Origin of the sequence: Streptomyces sp. NRRL S-646, from assembly GCF_000720765.1 — a bacterium.
Lineage (GTDB): Bacteria > Actinomycetota > Actinomycetes > Streptomycetales > Streptomycetaceae > Streptomyces.
On the sequence record NZ_JODC01000004.1, the window covers coordinates 108525 to 125547 of the forward strand.

A 17023-nucleotide genomic window follows, 5' to 3' on the forward strand; every position below is an offset into this window, starting at 1 on the left:
ATCTACGGCTCCGCCGCGGGGCCGCGATGGACCGTCGATCGTCTGGCGGCCCGTCGTGGCTGATCGCGCCCACGCGGCGGAGCCGCATGTGTCACAGCGCCGCGCCCCTTTGGGGCGCGGCCGCGCGCGCCCGGCGGGGCCTGCTTGTCCCGCCGGGCGCATCGCCGTGAGACTGGGTGCATGGACGGATACGGGGGTCGGCGCCACAAGGCCGAGCAGGACGCGATGACCGTCGAGATCGGTTACGCGCTCGTCAGTGCGATGTTCGCGGCCGCGGTGGTCTTCGGGGCCGTCGCCGGACCGGCGTTGCTCTTCGACCTGCCGGACCTACTGTCCAGGCTGATGCTGTGGGTGGGCCTGACGCTCGCCCCGATCGTGTTCGTCGTGCGGGCCGTGAGCGTCGTGGTGCGCTTCCGGCGGGGAGCTCAGCCCAGCCAGCCCGGCCGCACCAGCCCCGACTCGTAGGCCAGGACGACCAGTTGAGCCCGGTCCCGGGCGCCCAGTTTGACCATGGTGCGGCTGACGTGGGTCTTCGCAGTGAGGGGGCTGACGACCAGACGCCGGGCGATCTCCTCGTTGGACAGGCCGATGCCGACCAGGGCCATCACCTCCCGTTCCCGCTCGGTGAGTTCGGCGAGGGCGTCGGCGGCCGCGGGCTCCTTGGAGCGGGCGGCGAACTCGGCGATCAGACGGCGGGTCACGCCGGGTGAGAGCAGTGCGTCGCCCTCGACCACCGCCCTGACGGCGCGCAGGAGTTCGTCCGGTTCGGTGTCCTTGACCAGAAAGCCTGAAGCGCCGGAACGGATCGCCTCGAAGACGTACTCGTCGAGCTCGAAGGTGGTGAGCATGACCACCTTGACGCCCTGCAGGGCCTCGTCGTCGGTGATCCGGCGGGTCGCCGCCAGGCCGTCCAGCAGCGGCATGCGGATGTCCATCAGCACGACGTCCGGGCGCAGTTCGCGCACCTTGCGCACTGCCTCCTCACCGTCTGCCGCCTCCCCGGCCACCTCGATGTCCGGCTGCGCGTCGAGCAGCGCCTTGAAGCCGGCCCGCACCAGTGACTGATCGTCGGCGAGCAGTACACGGATCACCGGTCGTCCTCCTTGGCCTTGACCTTGAGCGGCAGTACGGCGAGCACCCGGAAGCCGCCGTCCGTGCGCGTACCCGCCTCGATCGTGCCACCCAGCGCCGCGGCACGCTCCCGCATTCCGGCCAGACCGTTGCCGCTGCCGCCCGCGTCGGCGCCGGTCGCGGGCCCGTCGTCGTCGATGCGCAGCCGTAGCGTCTGCTCGTCGTGGTCGAGGTGCACGCGCGCGTGGCGTGAGCCCGAGTGCCGTACGACGTTGGTGAGGGCCTCCTGGACGATACGGAAGGCGGCGAGGTCGGTGCCGGGCGCGAGGAGGGGAGGTTCGCCTTCGACGTCCACCGTGAGGCCCGCGCTCGCCGCCTGTTCCACCAGCTCGGGCAGCCGGTCGAGACCGGGTGCCGGAGCGCGCGGGGCGTCTCCTGGTGTGCGGAGCGTGTCGAGGACCTGGCGGACCTCGCCGAGCGCCTCCTTGCTGGCGGCCTTGATGGTGGTGAGCGCGGTGCGCGCCTGTTCGGGGTCGGTGTCGAGGAGGGCGAGGCCGACGCCCGCCTGCACATTGATCACCGAGATGCTGTGGGCGAGGACGTCGTGCAGCTCCCGGGCGATCCGCAGCCGCTCCTCGTCGGCCCGCCGCCGCGCCGCCTGCGCCCGCTCGGCGCGCTCTCTGGCCCACTGCTCGCGCCGGATCCGGGCCAGCTCCGCCACCGCCACGATCGCCGCGACCCATGCGGCGATCACGGCCTCCTGCGCCCAGGGGGCCGCCGGGTCCCGCGACGGCGGCAGCCAGCGGTAGAGCCAGTGGGCCACCAGCATGTGCCCGGCCCACAGCATCGCCACCGCGCCCCAGGCGGCCCGCCGATGTCCCGAGACGATCGCACTGAAGCAGGCCACCACCACGGTGAAGAAGACCGGCCCGTACGCGTACCCGGCCCCCAGGTAGACCATCGCGGCGGCCGCGGTGCCGTACACGACGAGCACCGGATGGCGCCGCCGCCACAGCAGCAGTCCCGAGCCCACCAGCAGCAGCACGCGCGCGAAGACGTCGAGGGCGGCCCGCTTGCCCTCCTGCTGATGCGCCGCGTAGTGGGAGCCGGCGAGCACGAAGACGGTGAGCAGCACGGTGGAACGCCACGGCCACCGGGCCTGCTGGTGCTCGTCGCCCCAGCGGTTCATCCACGGCGGCCCGTGCCGCCACCACTGGGGCGGCCCGCCCCCGTGCACACGCTGCTCGTCCATGACCGCCACGCTAGACGTGGCCGGGCATGCGGGGCGTCCGCCGGGCGTGGTGATCAGCTGTACTCCCCGGGAAGTACCACCCCGCGCCTCGGCTCATGTCAGCCCGACGCCGAAGGCGAGCTGCTCCGCCGCATGCCGGAAGAACGCCGCCCGGTCCTCCACGACCCGGTGGAACTGGCCGAACAGCTCGAACCCGATCAGCCCGAAGAGCTGGGCCCAGGCCGCGACGAGGGCCGGGGCTACGGCGGGCGGCAGGTCGGAGGCGAAGTCGGCCGCCATCCGCTCGGCCTCGGGAACCAGTTCGGCGGGGAGAACGGGCAGGGTCAGGCCGGGGCCCAGCCGGGCGTCGCGGACGATGCCGATCAGGACGAGGCCGACGCGGGCGGCGGCCGGGACGGTGGTGTCGGGGGCCTTGTAGCCGGGCACCGGCGAACCGTAGATCAGCGCGTACTCGTGGGGGTGCGCGAGGGCCCACTCGCGTACGGCCTCGCACACGGTGGTCCAGCGCTGCACGGCTCCGGCGTCGGCCGCGGCGGTGTGCGCCGCCTCGGCCGCCGCGCCCACGGAGTCGTACGCGTCGATGATGAGGGCGGTCAGCAGGTCGTCGCGGCTCGGGAAGTAGCGGTAGAGCGCGGAGGAGGCCATGCCGAGCTCGCGTGCCACGGCGCGCAGCGAGAGCTTGGCGGCGCCCTCGGCCGCGAGCTGTCTGCGCGCCTCTTCCTTGATGGCAGCGGTGACCTCGATCCTGGCTCGGGCGCGGGCGCCTTGTGCGGTGTTCATGGGGAGCAGTCTCCCATGAAACGAGAGCAGTGCACACAACCGAGAGCGGCGAACAAAAAAGAGAGCACCGCTCTTGCTTTCGGACACCGATCCCATGCAGACTGTTCATCAAGCGAGAGCAGCGCTCATAAAAGTGAGCGGCGATCTCTCAGTCACCGTTGGGGGTCCTCATGTCCACACACGTCAAGAAGCCCGGCTGGTTCACCGTCAACGTCTTCAATCGCGCCGTGGCGTGGATGACCCGCCGGGGCATCAGCATCTGGGGCTCACGGGTCCTGGCGGTCCGAGGACGCAAGAGCGGCGAGTGGCGCACCACCCCCGTGAACCTGCTGACGGTGGAGGGGCAGCAGTATCTGCTCGCCCCGCGCGGTCACGTCCAGTGGACGCACAACATGCGGGCGGCGGGCGGCGGCGAGCTGCGCCTCGGCAAGAACGTCGACGTGTTCACCGCGACCGAGGTCGCCGACGACGACAAGGTCCCGCTGCTGCGCGCCTACCTCAAGCGCTGGAAGGCCGAGGTCGGGGTCTTCTTCAACGGGGTCGGCCCCGACTCCCCCGATGCCGATCTGCGCCGCATCGCCCCGGATCACCCGGTCTTCCTGATCACGGTCAGGAGCTGACCTCACCGCCGGCCACCGGGCGCCTGTCGAGCGCGGTCAGCGCCCGCTGGGCCATCGGATGGGTGCGCACGATCTCGGCGAGGGACGTCGAGCCGCGTGTGATGTCCCTGAACGCGTTCCACGCGGGCCTGAACCCGGTCAGCGCCGCGTGGAACAGGCCCGGCCGGCGCTCGAACGCCGTCATCAGACGCTTGCCGACGCTCATCTCGACGCCGAGTCCCGCCTTGATCGCGAACGCGTAGTTCAGGGCCTGGCGCCGGGTGTCCACCGCGTCGTTCGCCTCGGCGATCCGTACCGCCCACTCCCCCGCGAGCCGCCCCGAGCGCAGCGCGAACGAGATGCCCTCGCGGGTCCACGGCTCCAGCAGCCCCGCCGCGTCCCCGCACACCAGCACCCGCCCCCGGGACAGCGGCGAGTCGTCGGCCCGGCACCGGGTCAGGTGGCCGGAGGAGACGCTCGGTTCGAACCCGGCGAGACCGAGTCGTCCGACGAACTCCTCCAAGTACCGCTTGGTGGCTGCGCCTTCACCGCGTGCCGAGATCACCCCGACCGTGAGCGTGTCCCCCTTGGGGAACACCCATCCGTAACTGCCGGGGATCGGGCCCCAGTCGATGAGCACCCGCCCCTTCCAGTCCTCGGCGACGGTCTCCGGCACCGGGATCTCTGCCTCCAGGCCGAGGTCCACCTGGTCGAGCTTCACCCCGACGTGCGCCCCTATCCGGCTGGCGCTGCCGTCCGCGCCCACCACCGCCCGCGCGAGCAGTGTCTCGCCGCCTTGCAGGAACACGGCGACCGTACGCCGGTCCGGCACCGCCGAGCCGTGCTGCTCCACGCGCTGCACGGTGACGCCGGTGCGCAGCTCGGCGCCGGCCTTCTGCGCGTGCTCGACGAGCTGCTGGTCGAACTCGGGCCGGTTGATCAGCCCGAACAGCATCTGCCTGGAGCGCCGGGTGCGAGTGAAGCGCCCGTTGTTCGAGAACGTCACCGCGTGCACCCTGTCCCGCAGCGGCAGCTCGAAGCCGGGCGGCAGAGCGTCGCGCGAGGGGCCGATGATCCCGCCGCCGCACGTCTTGTAGCGCGGCAGCTCCGCCTTCTCCAGCAGCAGCACGCTGCGTCCCGCGACCGCCGCCGCGTAGGCGGCCGAGGCCCCCGCGGGTCCCGCCCCCACCACGACGACGTCCCACACCCGCTGCACGTCGTCCGCCGAAGAGTTCTCGCTGCTCACGATGGTCTACTGCTCCCGATCAAGCCGCTGCCGCACCTGTCCCCCGCATCCTACGGCGGACATCGCCGCAGGCCGCTGTGGGAGGATCCCGATATCCACACGTACAACGTCGCACCCACAAGGAGCGTGCCCATGTCGTCGAATCCGGTCGCCGAGACCGTCGCCTCGCTGATACCGCGGGCGCAGACGGAGCTCGCCGAACTGGTGGCTTTCAAGTCAGTGGCGGACTTCGACCAGTTCCCCAGGAGCGAGAGCGAGGGCGCCGCGAACTGGGTCGCCGACGCACTGACCGCCGAGGGATTCCAGGACGTCGCCCTCCTCGACACCCCCGACGGCACGCAGTCCGTGTACGGCTACCTGCCCGGCCCCGAGGGCGCCAGGACCGTCCTGCTCTACGCCCACTACGACGTCCAGCCGCCGCTGGACGAGGCCGCCTGGACGACCCCGCCCTTCGAGCTGACGGAGCGCGACGGCCGCTGGTACGGGCGCGGCGCCGCCGACTGCAAGGGCGGCGTGATCATGCATCTGCTCGCGCTGCGCGCCCTGAAGGCCAACGGCGGCGTGCCCGTGCACATCAAGGTCATCGCCGAGGGCTCGGAGGAGATGGGCACGGGCGGTCTGGAGCGCTACGCCGAGGCCCACCCAGACCTCCTGGCGGCCGACACCATCGTCATCGGCGACGCGGGGAACTTCCGCGTGGGCCTGCCGACGGTCACCTCCACGCTGCGCGGCATGACCCTGGTCCGCATCCAGATCGACACCCTCCGCGGCAACCTCCACTCCGGCCAGTTCGGCGGCGCCGCCCCCGACGCCCTGGCCGCGCTCATCCGCGTACTGGACTCGCTGCGTGCGGAGGACGGTTCGACCACCGTCGACGGGCTCACCCCCGAAACCCGCTGGGAGGGCCTGCAGTACGACGAGGAGCAGTTCCGCCAGGACGCCAAGGTGCTGGACGGCGTGCAGCTGATCGGCTCCGGCTCGGTCGCCGACCGTATCTGGGCGCGCCCGGCCGTCACGGTCCTCGGCATCGACTGCCCGCCCGTCGTCGGCGCCACTCCGTCGGTGCAGGCGGGTGCCCGCGCCCTGGTCAGCCTGCGGGTGCCCCCGGGCGTCGACGCGGCCGAGGCCACGAAGCTGCTGCAGGCCCACCTGGAGGCGCACACCCCGTGGGGTGCCCGGGTGCGCACCGAACAGGTAGGTCAGGGCCAGCCGTTCAGCGCCGACACCACCAGCCCGGCGTATGCGGCGATGGCCGAGGCGATGGCGGTCGCCTACCCCGGCCAGGAGATGCAGTACGCCGGCCAGGGCGGCTCGATCCCCCTGTGCAACACCCTCGCCGCCCTCTACCCGCAGGCGGAAATCCTCCTGATCGGCCTGAGCGAGCCGGAGGCCCAGATCCACGCGGTGAACGAGAGCGTCTCGCCCGAGGAACTGGAACGGCTGTCGGTGGCGGAGGCCCTGTTCCTCCAGAACTACGCCGCGAACTGACGGCTCTGCAACGCGGAAAGGGCCCTCGTCCACGGACGGGGGCCCTTCTGCGTCCGCCGCCTTGGGCGCAGCCCGCGAGGACCGGCCTTCCCCCGGCTCCGGCCCGGCCGCGGGTCGTACCCGACCTGAACTATCCCTCTGCGGCTGCGCCGGTGAGAGTGACGAGCGCTGCGATGCCGGTCACCTCGAGGGCCTCCTCGCGGGCGTCGGTGATCAGGGCCCCGTCGAAGCGGTCGAGGACCAGGCCGGACGCCTCGAAGACCGCGGAGCCGTCCAGTACGACCACGAGCAGCGTCGTCTCAGCGAGAGCGGAGAGCACCACCCGGTCCCGTACGATCTCGACCTGTGCGCCGGCCCGTCCGCGCCGGACCATCACGTTGAAATCGACGAGCGGACCGCCCAGCAGCCGGCAGCCGGTGGCGGCCTCCCCGGGGAAGAGGAAGGGGACGTACCGCTCGGCCACGGTGTGCGAGGTGCCGTCGACGGTCAGCACCATGCCGGGGCCGTCGACCAGGGTGATGATCCGGTCGACACCTTCGAAGCGGGAGAACGGTCCCGGCTCGGCCACGTCGGCGAGACTCACCCGCCACACAAAGTCCGACATCCCTGCCTGGCTCGGGAAAGAGGCGACCTCGCGGGTCAGTCCGCCCCCGTTCTTCCACGGCACGGCGGGGCGCTCGTCCGCTCTCAGCACGCGCACCGTCATCTCACACTCCTACTCGTCCAAGAGCCGCTTCGGCGGCCACGCGCGGCGGGCACGTCTGCGCTGATCACCTGGCCCGGCACCAGGATAGGCAAGCCCAAGGAGCACCACTTCGGCACCGCAGGGCATCGGGCGCGTGGGGCCCCGGCCTCGGCCAGGACCCCACCTTCAAGGCGACGCCGTCGCCTACCGGGTCATTCGAGTTCTCGCGGTTTCGCCGTACCGGCCTCAAGTTCGCGCTGCCTGGCGGCCAGTGCCCTCGCCAGCATCTTCGCCCGGTAGGGGTTCGCCGTGCTGAGGGCCTTCGCCACGTCCACGGCCTCGTCCAGCAGGGCCAGCCGCCGCTCGGGCAACTCCCGCACCAGGGGTGAGCCGCTCTCCTCCACCAGGACGTACGCCAGCTTCGATCCGTACACCTCCGGCTCGACCTGCGTCAGCAGTCGGTAGATCCACAGGCCCTCGGCACCCCGCACCACCCGCCGGTTGGCACTGAGCAGCCGGACTTTTGCCAGCACAACCATGTCCCGGTCCATCGATCCCCTTCGTCCCGTCCCTCCCCGACCGGTGCGTGTCACACGGCGAGACAGCACGGCGAACGCACCGGCAGCCGATGACGGTTGCCGGCACGTGGGCCGGAGAGTGGATGACGACGAGTGTGCGGGTGCGGCACCACCCTGCACAAGGTCGAACGGGCGTGCGCTACGTCCTAGCGAAAGCATCTCCGACCAGGCATGATGGACCTGACACTCGCTCAAACCCCACCCAACAAGCGGCGGTCACGACCGAGGTGCCCTGGGTGATTACGACGATCGCAAGCGCGGCCACCAGGAACCGGTGGTCCGACACGACGGCTTCGCCGATCGGCAGACACGCACCCGCCATCACCCTGACCATGGAGGTCATGTCCTCCACCGTGCGCCGCGCCGCCCACACCGACATCGCCATCTCCCTGGGCCTGCTCAGCGACCACGAGCTGGCGGGCCTCCTGGCCTCGGGAACCCCCGCGGGGGTCGGCATCGGCGGGCGTTACCTGCTGGTCGAGGTGGACGGCAGGCAGGTCTTCGTGAAGCGCATACCGCTCACGGACTTCGAGTTGCTGCCCGAGAACACGCGGTCCACGGCGAACCTGTTCGAGCTGCCGCCCTTCTGCCATTACGGCACCGGACGCAGCCCGGGCTTCGGCGCCTGGCGCGAGCTGGCCGTACATACGATGACGACGAACTGGGTGCTCTCCGACCGCTTCACCGGCTTCCCCCTGATGCACCACTGGCGGGTGCTGCCGGACACCGTCCAGGCACTTCCCGATGAACTGGCCGACGTGGAAGAGACGGTGGCCTACTGCGGCGGCTCCCCACAGGTCCGTGGGCGCCTCGATGCCCTGCGGACTTCGTCCGCGAGCCTGACCCTGTTCCTGGAGTACTTCCCGTACACCCTCCACGACTGGCTCGACACACAGGTGCGCACCGCCGACTCGGACGGGATCTGCACGCAGCTGGACGAGTGGCTGGCCGCGCTCACCGGCTTCCTCCGCGAACGCCAACTCCTGCACTTCGACGCCCACTTCCAGAACGTCCTCACAGACGGCAAGGAGTTCTTCCTGGCGGACTACGGGCTCGCGTTCAGTTCCCGGTTCCGGCTCTCCCGACAGGAGCGCGCCTTCTTCGACCGGCATCGCGACTACGACCTCGTCTACTCCCGCGCCCACTTGGTCAACTGGCTCGTCACCGCCCTGTACGGGTACGACCGGCGCGAGCGGGAGGCGTTCGTGCGCGCCTGCGCGATCGGCGCGCACCCCGACGGCATCCCCGGGGCCGCCGCCGCGATCATCAACCGCGATGCGACTCTTACCGCCGTCGTCAACGGCTTCCTCGGCCGGCTGCGCACGGAGAGCAGGCAGACCCCCTACCCGTACGAGGAACTTCGGCTCGCCTACAACAGCTCGACGCTCTCCGCGTAGTGGCAGGCGACCGGGTTGCCGCCGCCCCGGTCGATCAGCGCGGGCACCTCCTGGATGCAGGTCTCGCGCTCGCTCGCCGTCAGCCGGTTCGCGCCGGGCAAAGTCGCCCGACAACCACTCAGAAGCCACAGAAGTCACGTCGGCATCACGGGGGTTCGGCCGAGGTCAGCCGACCGGGACGCCCGCTTCCAGATACAGCGCCGCTCCGCGCTCGCGCGCCCGCAGGGCCCAGCGCAAGCGCTCGTAGCGCACCGGCGGCAGCAGGTCCGCGGCCTCCTCCTCGGAGGCGAACCGCCAGTCCCGCAGCTCGGGTCCGGGCAGCAGGAGCCGTGCGGCTTCGGTGGCGTCGAGGCGGCCGCCGTCGAAGAGGAGGCGCAGTCCGCCGTAGCCGGGCGGTGCGGGGGCCTCCCAGTCGACGACCAGAAGGCGGGGGACCTCGTCGAGGTGGATGCCGGTCTCCTCCGCGACCTCGCGCATGCCGGCCCGGGCGGGGGCCTCGCCGGGTTCGACGACACCGCCGGGGAACTCCCAGCCGGCCTTGTAGGTGGGGTCCACGAGGAGGACGCGGTCCTGCTCGTCGAAGAGGAGGACGCCTGCGGCGAGCGTCTCGGCGGTGGGTTCGGGGGTTTGTACTATGTCACATACCACCACCTCCCCCGTGCTGACGGCCTCAGCGATACGGAGCGCACTCTCATACGGAGTGAGGGCCCCCGTGTCGACGGGATAGGCATCGGCAGTGAGCCAGGACGCGAGGGCAGCTCGGTAGGGCTCGATGTGGTCGTACGACCACTGCCGTACCCGTATCTCGCCGTCCGGCAGGTCCGGCGGCACCTCGCGGCTGGCTATTCGCTCCCGCAGGATCGTTTCCGCCGGGGCGAGGAGGACATGCTGGACGGAGATACGGCGTGCTGCGAGGCCGCCGAAGATCTCGTCGCGGTACTCCTGGCGCAGCAAGGTCATCGGAACCACCAGGGTTCCGCCCAGTTCGGCGAGCATTGCGGCCGCCGTGTCGATCACGAGACGTCGCCAGATCGGCAGGTCCTGGTAGTCACCGACCTCGGCGAGGTGTTTGGGCGGCAGCAGGTGCGTGAGTGCAGCGCCGATCACCTCGGGGTCGAAGAGCGTGCTGTTCGGGATCAGCTCGATCAGTTCCCGTGCGGTGGTGGTCTTCCCCGCACCGAACGCGCCGTTGATCCAGACGACGGTCACAGGTCCCCCTCTTCTATTGGCCCCCTGAGGCTTGCCCGCTCCACCCTGCCACGGAAACCAGCTCCAGTTGAGGGCGCACAAAAGGGGGCGCCGGTACCCCTGCTGCAGGGGCACCGGCGCCACGATCCGGCCTCGAAGGTGTCGGTGTTACTGGCCGAGGGTCTTGCCGGGGCCGGTGAGGCCCTCGTCCCCGGTCGTGTGGGTGACCGTGCCGACGGTGTCCTCGACGCCCAGGTCGCCGAGCGTCTGGTGATCACCGACCACCTGGTGGTCGGCGTGTTGCGAGGGGCTGATGGCGGCGACGACGAACCCGGTGGCGAGGGAGGCGATGGCGAGCATGCTGCGCTTCTTCATGCCCGGTTCAACTGGGAAACCGCCCGCGGGTCACGCCCTCGTCCGTCACGCACCTGACGCACCAGGTCGGCGGCCGCCTCGGGCCATCGGGCGTACTCGAAGGCGAACCCCGCTTCGAGCAGACGGCCGGGGACGACCCGGCGGCTCTTCAGCAGGAGTTCGGTGTCCGAGCGCAGGGCGAACGCGCCGAGCTCCGCCATCCAGCGCGTGGCGGGCAGCCCGACCGGCATGCCCCAGGCGGTGCGCAGGGCCCGCATGAAGGCGCGGTGCGGCAGCGGTCCGGGAGCGGCGAGGTTCACCGGCCCGGCGAGGTCGTCCCGGTCGACGAGGAACTCGACCGCGCGGACGAAGTCGTGCTCGTGGATCCAGGACACGTACTGCGCACCGCCCGCGACCGGGCCGCCCAGGCCGAGCCGCGCCAACCGCAGCAGCACGTCGAGGACTCCGCCGCGATCGGGGCTCATCACCATGGCGGAGCGCAGGGCGACCTTGCGGGTGCGGTGCGTGTCGGTGTCCTCCTGCGCCCGTTCCCAGTTCTTGGCGATCTCCACGCTGTAGGCCCAGTAGCCGGGGACGCCGGGCTCGCTGCCGCCGATCACGCCGGCCGTCTCGTCGTTGGCCGCGTCGAAGCGATGTGCGTACACCGTGGCGGTACTCATCTGGAGCCAGACGCGGGGCGGCTGCGCAGCGGACGCGATCGCCTCGCCGACGACCCGGGCGGAGTTCACCCGGGAGTCCATCATGGCCTTCAGGTTGGCCGGGGTGTACCGGCAACTGACGCTGCGCCCCGCCAGGTTGATCACCACGTCGCTGCCGGTGATCTCCTCGACCCAAGGGCCCAGGTTCTCGCCGTCCCAGCACACCTCGCCCGCGTGCAGCGGCCGTCGGGTGAGGATCACGACCTCGTGACCGGCGGTCGTCAGCGCGCGCCTCAGGATCGCGCCGACCTGCCCCGTCCCACCGGGAATGACGATCTTCATCAGGCTTCCCCCTTCGTATGACGGAAGCCTAACCGAAAAACTTGAACACGTTCAAAACCGCTTGACCTTCACCAGGACATCCGATGACCTGCCGCAGCCCTGGACTGGACCAACGGACCGAACGCCAACGTGCGACCCCTACACCAAGAGCCCTGTCACAATGTCGAACAACCATTACCTACTCTCTTCCGACACAGTCCGACACGTCCTACCGTAAACGCGCAGCGATGACGCGGACATGACGTCATCCCACCTTTCGTGTGCTCGGAGGAACGTAACGATGCGTCACCTTCCCACCCGCACAACCCGTCGAAGAGTGGTCGGAGCGCTCGCCGCAGGACTGCTGGGCGCGGCGGGACTCGCCGCGCCCGCCGTGGCGGCGCCCACCACCGCGCCCGTCGCCCCCACCCTGGCCGACGGCCTCGCCCTCACCCCTCCGATGGGCTTCAACAACTGGAACTCCACGCACTGCCGCGCCGAGTTCAACGAGTCCATGGTCAAGGGAATCGCGGACATCTTCGTCGAGAAAGGCCTCAAGGACGCCGGATACCAGTACGTCAACCTCGACGACTGCTGGGCGCTGCCGACCCGGGACGCGGACGGCAAACTCGTACCCGATCCGGTCCGCTTCCCGAACGGGATCAAGGCCGTCGCCGACTACGTCCACGCCAAGGGGCTCAAACTCGGCATCTACACCAGCGCGGGCACGAAGACCTGCAACAGCGCCGGATTCCCGGGCGCGCTCGGTCACGAGTACAGCGACGCCCGGCAGTTCGCCGACTGGGGCGTGGACTACGTCAAGTACGACAACTGCAATAACCAAGGCGTGGACGCAAAGTTGCGCTACACGACCATGCGTGACGCGCTCAAGGCGACCGGTCGCCCGATCGTCTACAGCATCTGTGAATGGGGCGAGAACAAACCCTGGGAATGGGCGGCCGACGTGGGCCACCTGTGGCGCACGACGGGTGACATCAGCGACAACTGGGGTTCGATGCTGTCCATCCTGAAGAAGAACCTTCCGCTCGCCCCGTACGCGGGCCCCGGGCACTGGAACGACCCCGACATGCTGGAGGTCGGCAACGGCGGCATGACGGACACCGAGTACCGCTCGCACTTCTCGATGTGGTCGATCATGGCCGCGCCGCTCCTGATCGGCTCCGACCTGCGCAAGGCCTCCCAGGCGACCTTCGACATCCTCGACAACAAGGAGGTCGTCGCCGTCGACCAGGACCCGCTGGGCAAGCAGGGCACGGTCGTCTCCTCCCAGGGCGGGCGCTGGGTCGTCGCCAAGGAGATGAAGGACGGCAGCCGCGCGGTGGCCCTCTTCAACGAGTCCGGAACCGCCCAGCACATCAGCACGACCGCGAAGGCCGTGGGCCTGCCCGCCGCCGACGCCTACACCCTGCGCGACCTGTGGCAGCACAGGAGCTACAACACGGCCGGCACCGTCTCGGCGACCGTACCGGCGCACGGCACGGTCCTGGTACGCGTCTTTGCCGACCCCAAGTGGGCCGTGCACCCGCCCGCCATTGAACTCGGCCTGGACGGCAGCCCGTTGGTCGAGGCCGGCAAGGCGGCCGGGCTGACGTCGACCGTCACCGACCTGGGCCGTACGCCCGCCGAGCGCGTTTCTGTCTCGCTGACCGGGCCCCGGGGCTGGGCGGTCCAGGCGACCTCACGGACCACGGCCGCCTCCCTCCCGACCGGCCGCTCCCTGCGCACCAAGTGGTCGCTGACCGCCCCGGCGGGAACACCGACAGGGTCGTACGACCTGACACTCAAGGCGAGTTACCGCTCGGTGAGCGGTGACCGCGTCGACAGCACGGTCCCGCTGACCGCGTCCGTCGTCGTGCCACCGCCCTCGGGGACGTCCGGACTCGGCGATCTGCCGTGGCTGTCGGCCACGAACGGCTATGGACCGGTCGAACGCAACAGCAGCAACGGGGAGAGCGCCGCGGGCGACGGCCATCCGATCACCATCGGCGCAGTGGTGTATGACATAGGACTCGGCGTCCACGCCGAGAGCGCCGTCGAGTACTACACCGGCAAAGCCTGCAAAACGGTCACCGCCGACGTCGGCGTCGACGACGAGAAGGGCGCGAACGGCACCGTCGCCTTCGAGGTCTGGGCCGACGGCACCAAGGTCGCCTCGACCGGAGTCCTGAGCAATGCGATGCCCGCCCAGCCGCTCACCGCTGATGTGACCGGCGCCCAGGTGGTCCGCCTCGTCGTCACCGACGGCGGCGACGGCATCGACTCGGACCATGCGGACTGGGCGAACGCGCAGCTGACCTGCTGAGCCCGCTTCGGAGAGCCCAGCAGCGCACGTGAACGTTCCTGCTGTGCACGCCCCTCAGACCGCGGCCGCGTCCGCCCGTTTGGCGAGCGCGGCCGCTGCCGCCCCGACCAGCCCGGCGTCCGTGCCCATCTGGGCGGGGGTGATCTCCAGGCGCTGCACGAAGGACAGCGTCGCGTAGTCGCTGAGGGCCTTGCGCAGCGGGGTGAACAGCACGTCGCCCGCCTTGCCCACGCCCCCGCCGATCACCGCGATGTCGATCTCGACGAGCGTGGCGGTGGCCGCGATGCCGGCGGCCAGTGCCTGGGCTGCGCGCTCGAAGGAAGCGAGAGCGACCGGGTCACCGGCGCGGGCGGCGGCGGCCACCGCCGCCGCGGAGGTGTCGCCGTCGAGGCCGGGCTGCCAGCCGTCCTCCAGGGCGCGGCGGGCGATGTTGGGGCCGCTCGCGATGCGTTCCACGCAGCCGCGCGAGCCGCACGGGCAGGCGTCGCCGTCGAGATCGACGCTGATGTGGCCGATGTGGCCCGCGTTGCCGGTGGGGCCGGGGTGCAGCTGGCCGTTGAGGACCAGGCCGCCGCCGACGCCGGTGGAGACCACCATGCACAGCGCGTTGTCGTGACCGCGGGCGGCGCCCTGCCAGTGCTCGGCCGCCGTGATCGCCACGCCGTCACCGATCAGCTCGACCGGCAGTCCTCCGGCCGCGTCCTGGACCCGCCGGACAAGGGGGTAGTCGCGCCAGCCCGGCACGTTCACCGGGCTCACCGTGCCCGCGGAGGCGTCCACCGGGCCGGCGCTGCCGATACCGAGGGCCGTGGCGCGGCCCCACAGGGGCGCGGCGGTCAGCTCGCCGAGGACCTCCTGCACGGCACCCATCACGGTCTCGCCGTCCTGCTGCGCGGGTGTCGCACGCTGAGCGCGCACCACGATCTGGCCGTGGCCGTCCACCAGCGCCCCGGCGATCTTGGTACCGCCGATGTCGAGCGCTGCCACGAGGTCGGTGTGCATCAGTGTCGGATCTCCCCGAAAACAAGTCGGATCCCCGTCGACCAGGGGAAAGTTCCCCCTTCAACTACGGAGACGGGCGGGCCGGTCTGGCGGTGGGGGCGCAGGCCGGAGATTGCGATGGACAGTCTCTCGTGCATATGACAACGTTGTCCAGGCTCTATGCTCGACGCCACATCCTCATACAAACTCATGGTCTGACGCATCCCCGTGGACGAGACCCGCGGACGAGACCCGTGGACGAGACAGGACAGGACAGCGCATCGTGCCCGAGACCGCTCGCCGAACAGCCCCCCTCTCCGCAACGCGTTATGGCAACCGTCCCACCATGAAGGACGTGGCGGCGCGCGCCGGAGTGGGCCTGAAGACCGTCTCCCGCGTGGTCAACGGCGAGCCCGGCGTCACCCCCGAGACCGAGCGCCGCGTCCAGGAGGCCATCGACGCACTCGGCTTCCGCCGCAACGACAGCGCGCGCGTGCTGCGCAAGGGCCGCACCGCCAGCATCGGCCTGGTCCTCGAAGACCTCGCCGACCCGTTCTACGGCCCACTCAGCCGGGCCGTCGAGGAGGTGGCCCGCGCGCACGGCGCCCTGCTGATCAACGGCTCCAGCGCGGAAGACCCCGATCGCGAGCAGGAGCTGGCGCTGGCCCTGTGTGCGCGAAGGGTGGACGGCCTGGTGATCATTCCGGCCGGTGACGACCACCGCTATCTCGAACCCGAGATCAGGGCGGGCGTCGCCACGGTGTTCGTCGACCGGCCCGCCGGGAAGATCGACGCCGATGTCGTCCTGTCCGACAGCTACGGCGGCGCCCGCGACGGCGTCGCCCACCTCATCGCCCACGGCCACCGCCGGATCGGCTTCATCGGCGACATGCCCCGTATCCACACGGCCGCCGAGCGGCTGCGGGGCTACCGGGCCGCCATGGAGGACGCGGGCATCCCGGTCGAGGACTCCTGGATGTCCCTTGGCGTCACGGACCCCCAGCGGGTGCGCCGGGCCGCCGAGGAGATGCTCCTGGGCCCCGCTCCGGTCACCGCGGTCTTCGCGGGCAACAACCGCGTGACGGTCACCGTGGTCCGTGTCCTCGCCGAGCAGCCCCGCCGGGTCGCCCTGGTCGGCTTCGACGACTTCGAGCTCGCCGATCTGCTGCAGCCGGGTGTCACCGTCGTCGCCCAGGACGCGGCGGCCCTCGGCCGCACCGCCGCCGACCGCCTTTTCCGCCAGCTGGACGGCGCCCTGCTCACCCCGGAGCGCATCGAGCTGCCGACCCGGCTGATCACCCGTGGCTCGGGCGAGCTGCCGCCGACGGACTGAGCCGCCCGTGGACGGTCAAGCAGACCACAGCCTCGAAGCGTTGGACCTCGCGGTGGCCCCGTGTGACCATCCGCTGCTCTACCCGGGGGCCTGGCCCGCGCGGTCCGGGCTCCTCGACGGCGACCTGTTCCTGCCCCTCGACCGCCTGGTGCACGAGGACCGCGTCCCCGTGGTGGCGGTCGGCTCCAACGCCTGCCCGGGCCAACTGCGCCGCAAAATGGACGAGTCGGGGATCACCTCGCCCATCCCGATGGTGCGCACCCGGGTCACCGGCATCGACGTGGGCGTCTCCGCGCACGTCAGCCGCCTGGGCTATGTGTCCGCGTCACCGGTCGAGGCGCCCGGCACCGTACGGGAGTTGTTCGTGACCTGGCTGGACGCCGCGCAGCTCGCGGTGATCGACGCGAGCGAGGGCGTGCCGCTGCGCTACGGCAACTTCCGGCGCGCCTGGCTGCAGGAGCCGGAGGTGCGGATCGAGTTGGAGGACGGGACGCCGCTGCCCGGTGCGTACATCTACGTCAACCGCCGCGGGGTCCTGCGCAACGGTTCGAGGGCGCCGCGCGGGCATCCCGGTCAGCGGGCGCTGATCACCGAACTCCTCGTCGGTTCGGCCCGGTTGAGGGAGCTGTTCGGTGTCACACCCGAGGAGTTCTGCAGGCGGGCGCGTGCCGACGCGGAGCTGTGCGAGCGGGGCACCCGGGTGTTCGCCGTGGAGAAGCTGGTGACGGAGTCGGGGCTGGAACGGTACGTGGCGGACGGGTGAGCGTG

The 17023-nt window shown here is 70.9% G+C and carries 18 protein-coding genes; 7 read left to right on the forward strand and 11 right to left on the reverse strand.

Translation table 11 applies throughout. From position 1 onward, the window contains the following. Positions 1-180: 180 nt before the first annotated feature. Positions 181-465 carry a DUF6332 family protein gene (locus IH68_RS0108710; protein ID WP_030930975.1) on the forward strand — a complete coding sequence of 95 codons (285 nt, stop codon included), beginning with the start codon at positions 181-183 and terminating at the stop codon, positions 463-465. Here the strand turns inward: IH68_RS0108710 and IH68_RS0108715 are convergent. The 3 genes from IH68_RS0108715 to IH68_RS0108725 form a co-directional block, all read right to left on the reverse strand. After that, the gene (locus IH68_RS0108715; RefSeq protein ID WP_030930976.1) at positions 426-1091 is read right to left on the reverse strand and encodes a response regulator; all 666 of its coding nucleotides are present in this window, start codon (positions 1089-1091) and stop codon (positions 426-428) included. The genes IH68_RS0108710 and IH68_RS0108715 overlap by 40 nt on opposite strands. Beyond that, a complete protein-coding gene (locus tag IH68_RS0108720) occupies positions 1088-2323 on the reverse strand; it encodes a sensor histidine kinase (protein ID WP_107057428.1) in 1236 nt (411 codons plus the stop codon). The genes IH68_RS0108715 and IH68_RS0108720 overlap by 4 nt, the downstream gene beginning before the upstream one ends. A 93-nt stretch (positions 2324-2416) precedes the next feature. Beyond that, positions 2417-3103, reverse strand: a complete 687-nt coding sequence (locus IH68_RS0108725) for a TetR/AcrR family transcriptional regulator (RefSeq protein ID WP_030930982.1) — start codon at positions 3101-3103, stop codon at positions 2417-2419. Positions 3104-3273: 170 nt separating this feature from the next. Here IH68_RS0108725 and IH68_RS0108730 point away from each other — a divergent pair, with 170 nt between their 5' ends. Next, a complete protein-coding gene (locus IH68_RS0108730; RefSeq protein WP_030930985.1) occupies positions 3274-3723 on the forward strand; it encodes a nitroreductase family deazaflavin-dependent oxidoreductase in 450 nt (149 codons plus the stop codon). Here IH68_RS0108730 and IH68_RS0108735 read toward each other — a convergent pair. After that, positions 3713-4948, reverse strand: a complete 1236-nt coding sequence (locus IH68_RS0108735; protein ID WP_030930988.1) for a geranylgeranyl reductase family protein — start codon at positions 4946-4948, stop codon at positions 3713-3715. The two genes, IH68_RS0108730 and IH68_RS0108735, sit on opposite strands and share 11 nt — an antisense overlap. Before the next feature lie 132 nt (positions 4949-5080). Between IH68_RS0108735 and IH68_RS0108740 the strand changes: the two genes are divergently transcribed. Then, positions 5081-6436: a dipeptidase gene (locus IH68_RS0108740; protein WP_030930991.1), complete on the forward strand. Its 1356-nt coding sequence runs from the start codon at positions 5081-5083 to the stop codon at positions 6434-6436. A 130-nt stretch (positions 6437-6566) separates the two neighbouring features. Here the strand turns inward: IH68_RS0108740 and IH68_RS0108745 are convergent, their stop codons facing one another. Next, on the reverse strand, positions 6567-7142 hold the full coding sequence (locus IH68_RS0108745; RefSeq protein ID WP_030930994.1) for a HutD family protein: 576 nt from the start codon (positions 7140-7142) through the stop codon (positions 6567-6569). 191 nt (positions 7143-7333) lie between these two features. Continuing rightward, complete coding sequence (locus IH68_RS0108750; RefSeq protein ID WP_234341281.1) at positions 7334-7660, reverse strand: hypothetical protein; 327 nt, start codon at positions 7658-7660, stop codon at positions 7334-7336. Between the two features lie 380 nt (positions 7661-8040). On the opposite strand from IH68_RS0108750, the gene IH68_RS0108760 reads away from it, so the two are divergent. After that, positions 8041-9096: a hypothetical protein gene (locus IH68_RS0108760; protein ID WP_030931002.1), complete on the forward strand. Its 1056-nt coding sequence runs from the start codon at positions 8041-8043 to the stop codon at positions 9094-9096. On the opposite strand, the gene IH68_RS59110 is transcribed toward IH68_RS0108760, so the two are convergent. The 4 genes from IH68_RS59110 to IH68_RS0108780 form a co-directional block, all read right to left on the reverse strand. Next, a complete protein-coding gene (locus tag IH68_RS59110; RefSeq protein ID WP_267883722.1) occupies positions 9069-9197 on the reverse strand; it encodes a hypothetical protein in 129 nt (42 codons plus the stop codon). The genes IH68_RS0108760 and IH68_RS59110 overlap by 28 nt on opposite strands. Before the next feature lie 64 nt (positions 9198-9261). Then, positions 9262-10305, reverse strand: a complete 1044-nt coding sequence (locus tag IH68_RS0108770) for an NUDIX hydrolase (protein WP_030931006.1) — start codon at positions 10303-10305, stop codon at positions 9262-9264. 147 nt (positions 10306-10452) lie between these two features. Continuing rightward, positions 10453-10659, reverse strand: coding sequence for a hypothetical protein (locus IH68_RS0108775; RefSeq protein WP_030931008.1), 207 nt, complete (start codon positions 10657-10659; stop codon positions 10453-10455). Continuing rightward, the gene (locus IH68_RS0108780; protein ID WP_030931011.1) at positions 10656-11639 is read right to left on the reverse strand and encodes a TIGR01777 family oxidoreductase; all 984 of its coding nucleotides are present in this window, start codon (positions 11637-11639) and stop codon (positions 10656-10658) included. The genes IH68_RS0108775 and IH68_RS0108780 overlap by 4 nt, the downstream gene beginning before the upstream one ends. Positions 11640-11919: 280 nt before the next feature. On the opposite strand from IH68_RS0108780, the gene IH68_RS0108785 reads away from it, so the two are divergent. Continuing rightward, positions 11920-13941, forward strand: a complete 2022-nt coding sequence (locus IH68_RS0108785) for an NPCBM/NEW2 domain-containing protein (RefSeq protein WP_199931859.1) — start codon at positions 11920-11922, stop codon at positions 13939-13941. Positions 13942-13995: 54 nt separating this feature from the next. Here the strand turns inward: IH68_RS0108785 and IH68_RS0108790 are convergent, their stop codons facing one another. Then, positions 13996-14943, reverse strand: coding sequence for an ROK family protein (locus tag IH68_RS0108790; RefSeq protein ID WP_030931018.1), 948 nt, complete (start codon positions 14941-14943; stop codon positions 13996-13998). Positions 14944-15205: 262 nt separating this feature from the next. Between IH68_RS0108790 and IH68_RS0108795 the strand changes: the two genes are divergently transcribed. Then, on the forward strand, positions 15206-16255 hold the full coding sequence (locus tag IH68_RS0108795) for a LacI family DNA-binding transcriptional regulator (protein ID WP_030931020.1): 1050 nt from the start codon (positions 15206-15208) through the stop codon (positions 16253-16255). 7 nt (positions 16256-16262) lie between these two features. Further along, entirely contained in the window at positions 16263-17018 is a 756-nt protein-coding gene (locus IH68_RS0108800; protein WP_030931022.1) for a hypothetical protein, read from the forward strand. Positions 17019-17023 lie beyond the last annotated feature (5 nt).

What these genes read in the sequence shown, in the direction of transcription:
- IH68_RS0108710 (WP_030930975.1), top strand. Translation starts at nt 181, where the DNA reads ATGGACGGATACGGGGGTCGGCGCCACAAGGCCGAGCAGGACGCGATG.
- IH68_RS0108720 (WP_107057428.1), bottom strand. Translation starts at nt 2,323, where the DNA reads ATGGACGAGCAGCGTGTGCACGGGGGCGGGCCGCCCCAGTGGTGGCGG.
- IH68_RS0108725 (WP_030930982.1), bottom strand. Translation starts at nt 3,103, where the DNA reads ATGAACACCGCACAAGGCGCCCGCGCCCGAGCCAGGATCGAGGTCACC.
- IH68_RS0108730 (WP_030930985.1), top strand. Translation starts at nt 3,274, where the DNA reads ATGTCCACACACGTCAAGAAGCCCGGCTGGTTCACCGTCAACGTCTTC.
- IH68_RS0108740 (WP_030930991.1), top strand. Translation starts at nt 5,081, where the DNA reads ATGTCGTCGAATCCGGTCGCCGAGACCGTCGCCTCGCTGATACCGCGG.
- IH68_RS0108745 (WP_030930994.1), bottom strand. Translation starts at nt 7,142, where the DNA reads ATGACGGTGCGCGTGCTGAGAGCGGACGAGCGCCCCGCCGTGCCGTGG.
- IH68_RS0108750 (WP_234341281.1), bottom strand. Translation starts at nt 7,660, where the DNA reads ATGGTTGTGCTGGCAAAAGTCCGGCTGCTCAGTGCCAACCGGCGGGTG.
- IH68_RS0108760 (WP_030931002.1), top strand. Translation starts at nt 8,041, where the DNA reads ATGTCCTCCACCGTGCGCCGCGCCGCCCACACCGACATCGCCATCTCC.
- IH68_RS0108775 (WP_030931008.1), bottom strand. Translation starts at nt 10,659, where the DNA reads ATGAAGAAGCGCAGCATGCTCGCCATCGCCTCCCTCGCCACCGGGTTC.
- IH68_RS0108780 (WP_030931011.1), bottom strand. Translation starts at nt 11,639, where the DNA reads ATGAAGATCGTCATTCCCGGTGGGACGGGGCAGGTCGGCGCGATCCTG.
- IH68_RS0108785 (WP_199931859.1), top strand. Translation starts at nt 11,920, where the DNA reads ATGCGTCACCTTCCCACCCGCACAACCCGTCGAAGAGTGGTCGGAGCG.
- IH68_RS0108790 (WP_030931018.1), bottom strand. Translation starts at nt 14,943, where the DNA reads ATGCACACCGACCTCGTGGCAGCGCTCGACATCGGCGGTACCAAGATC.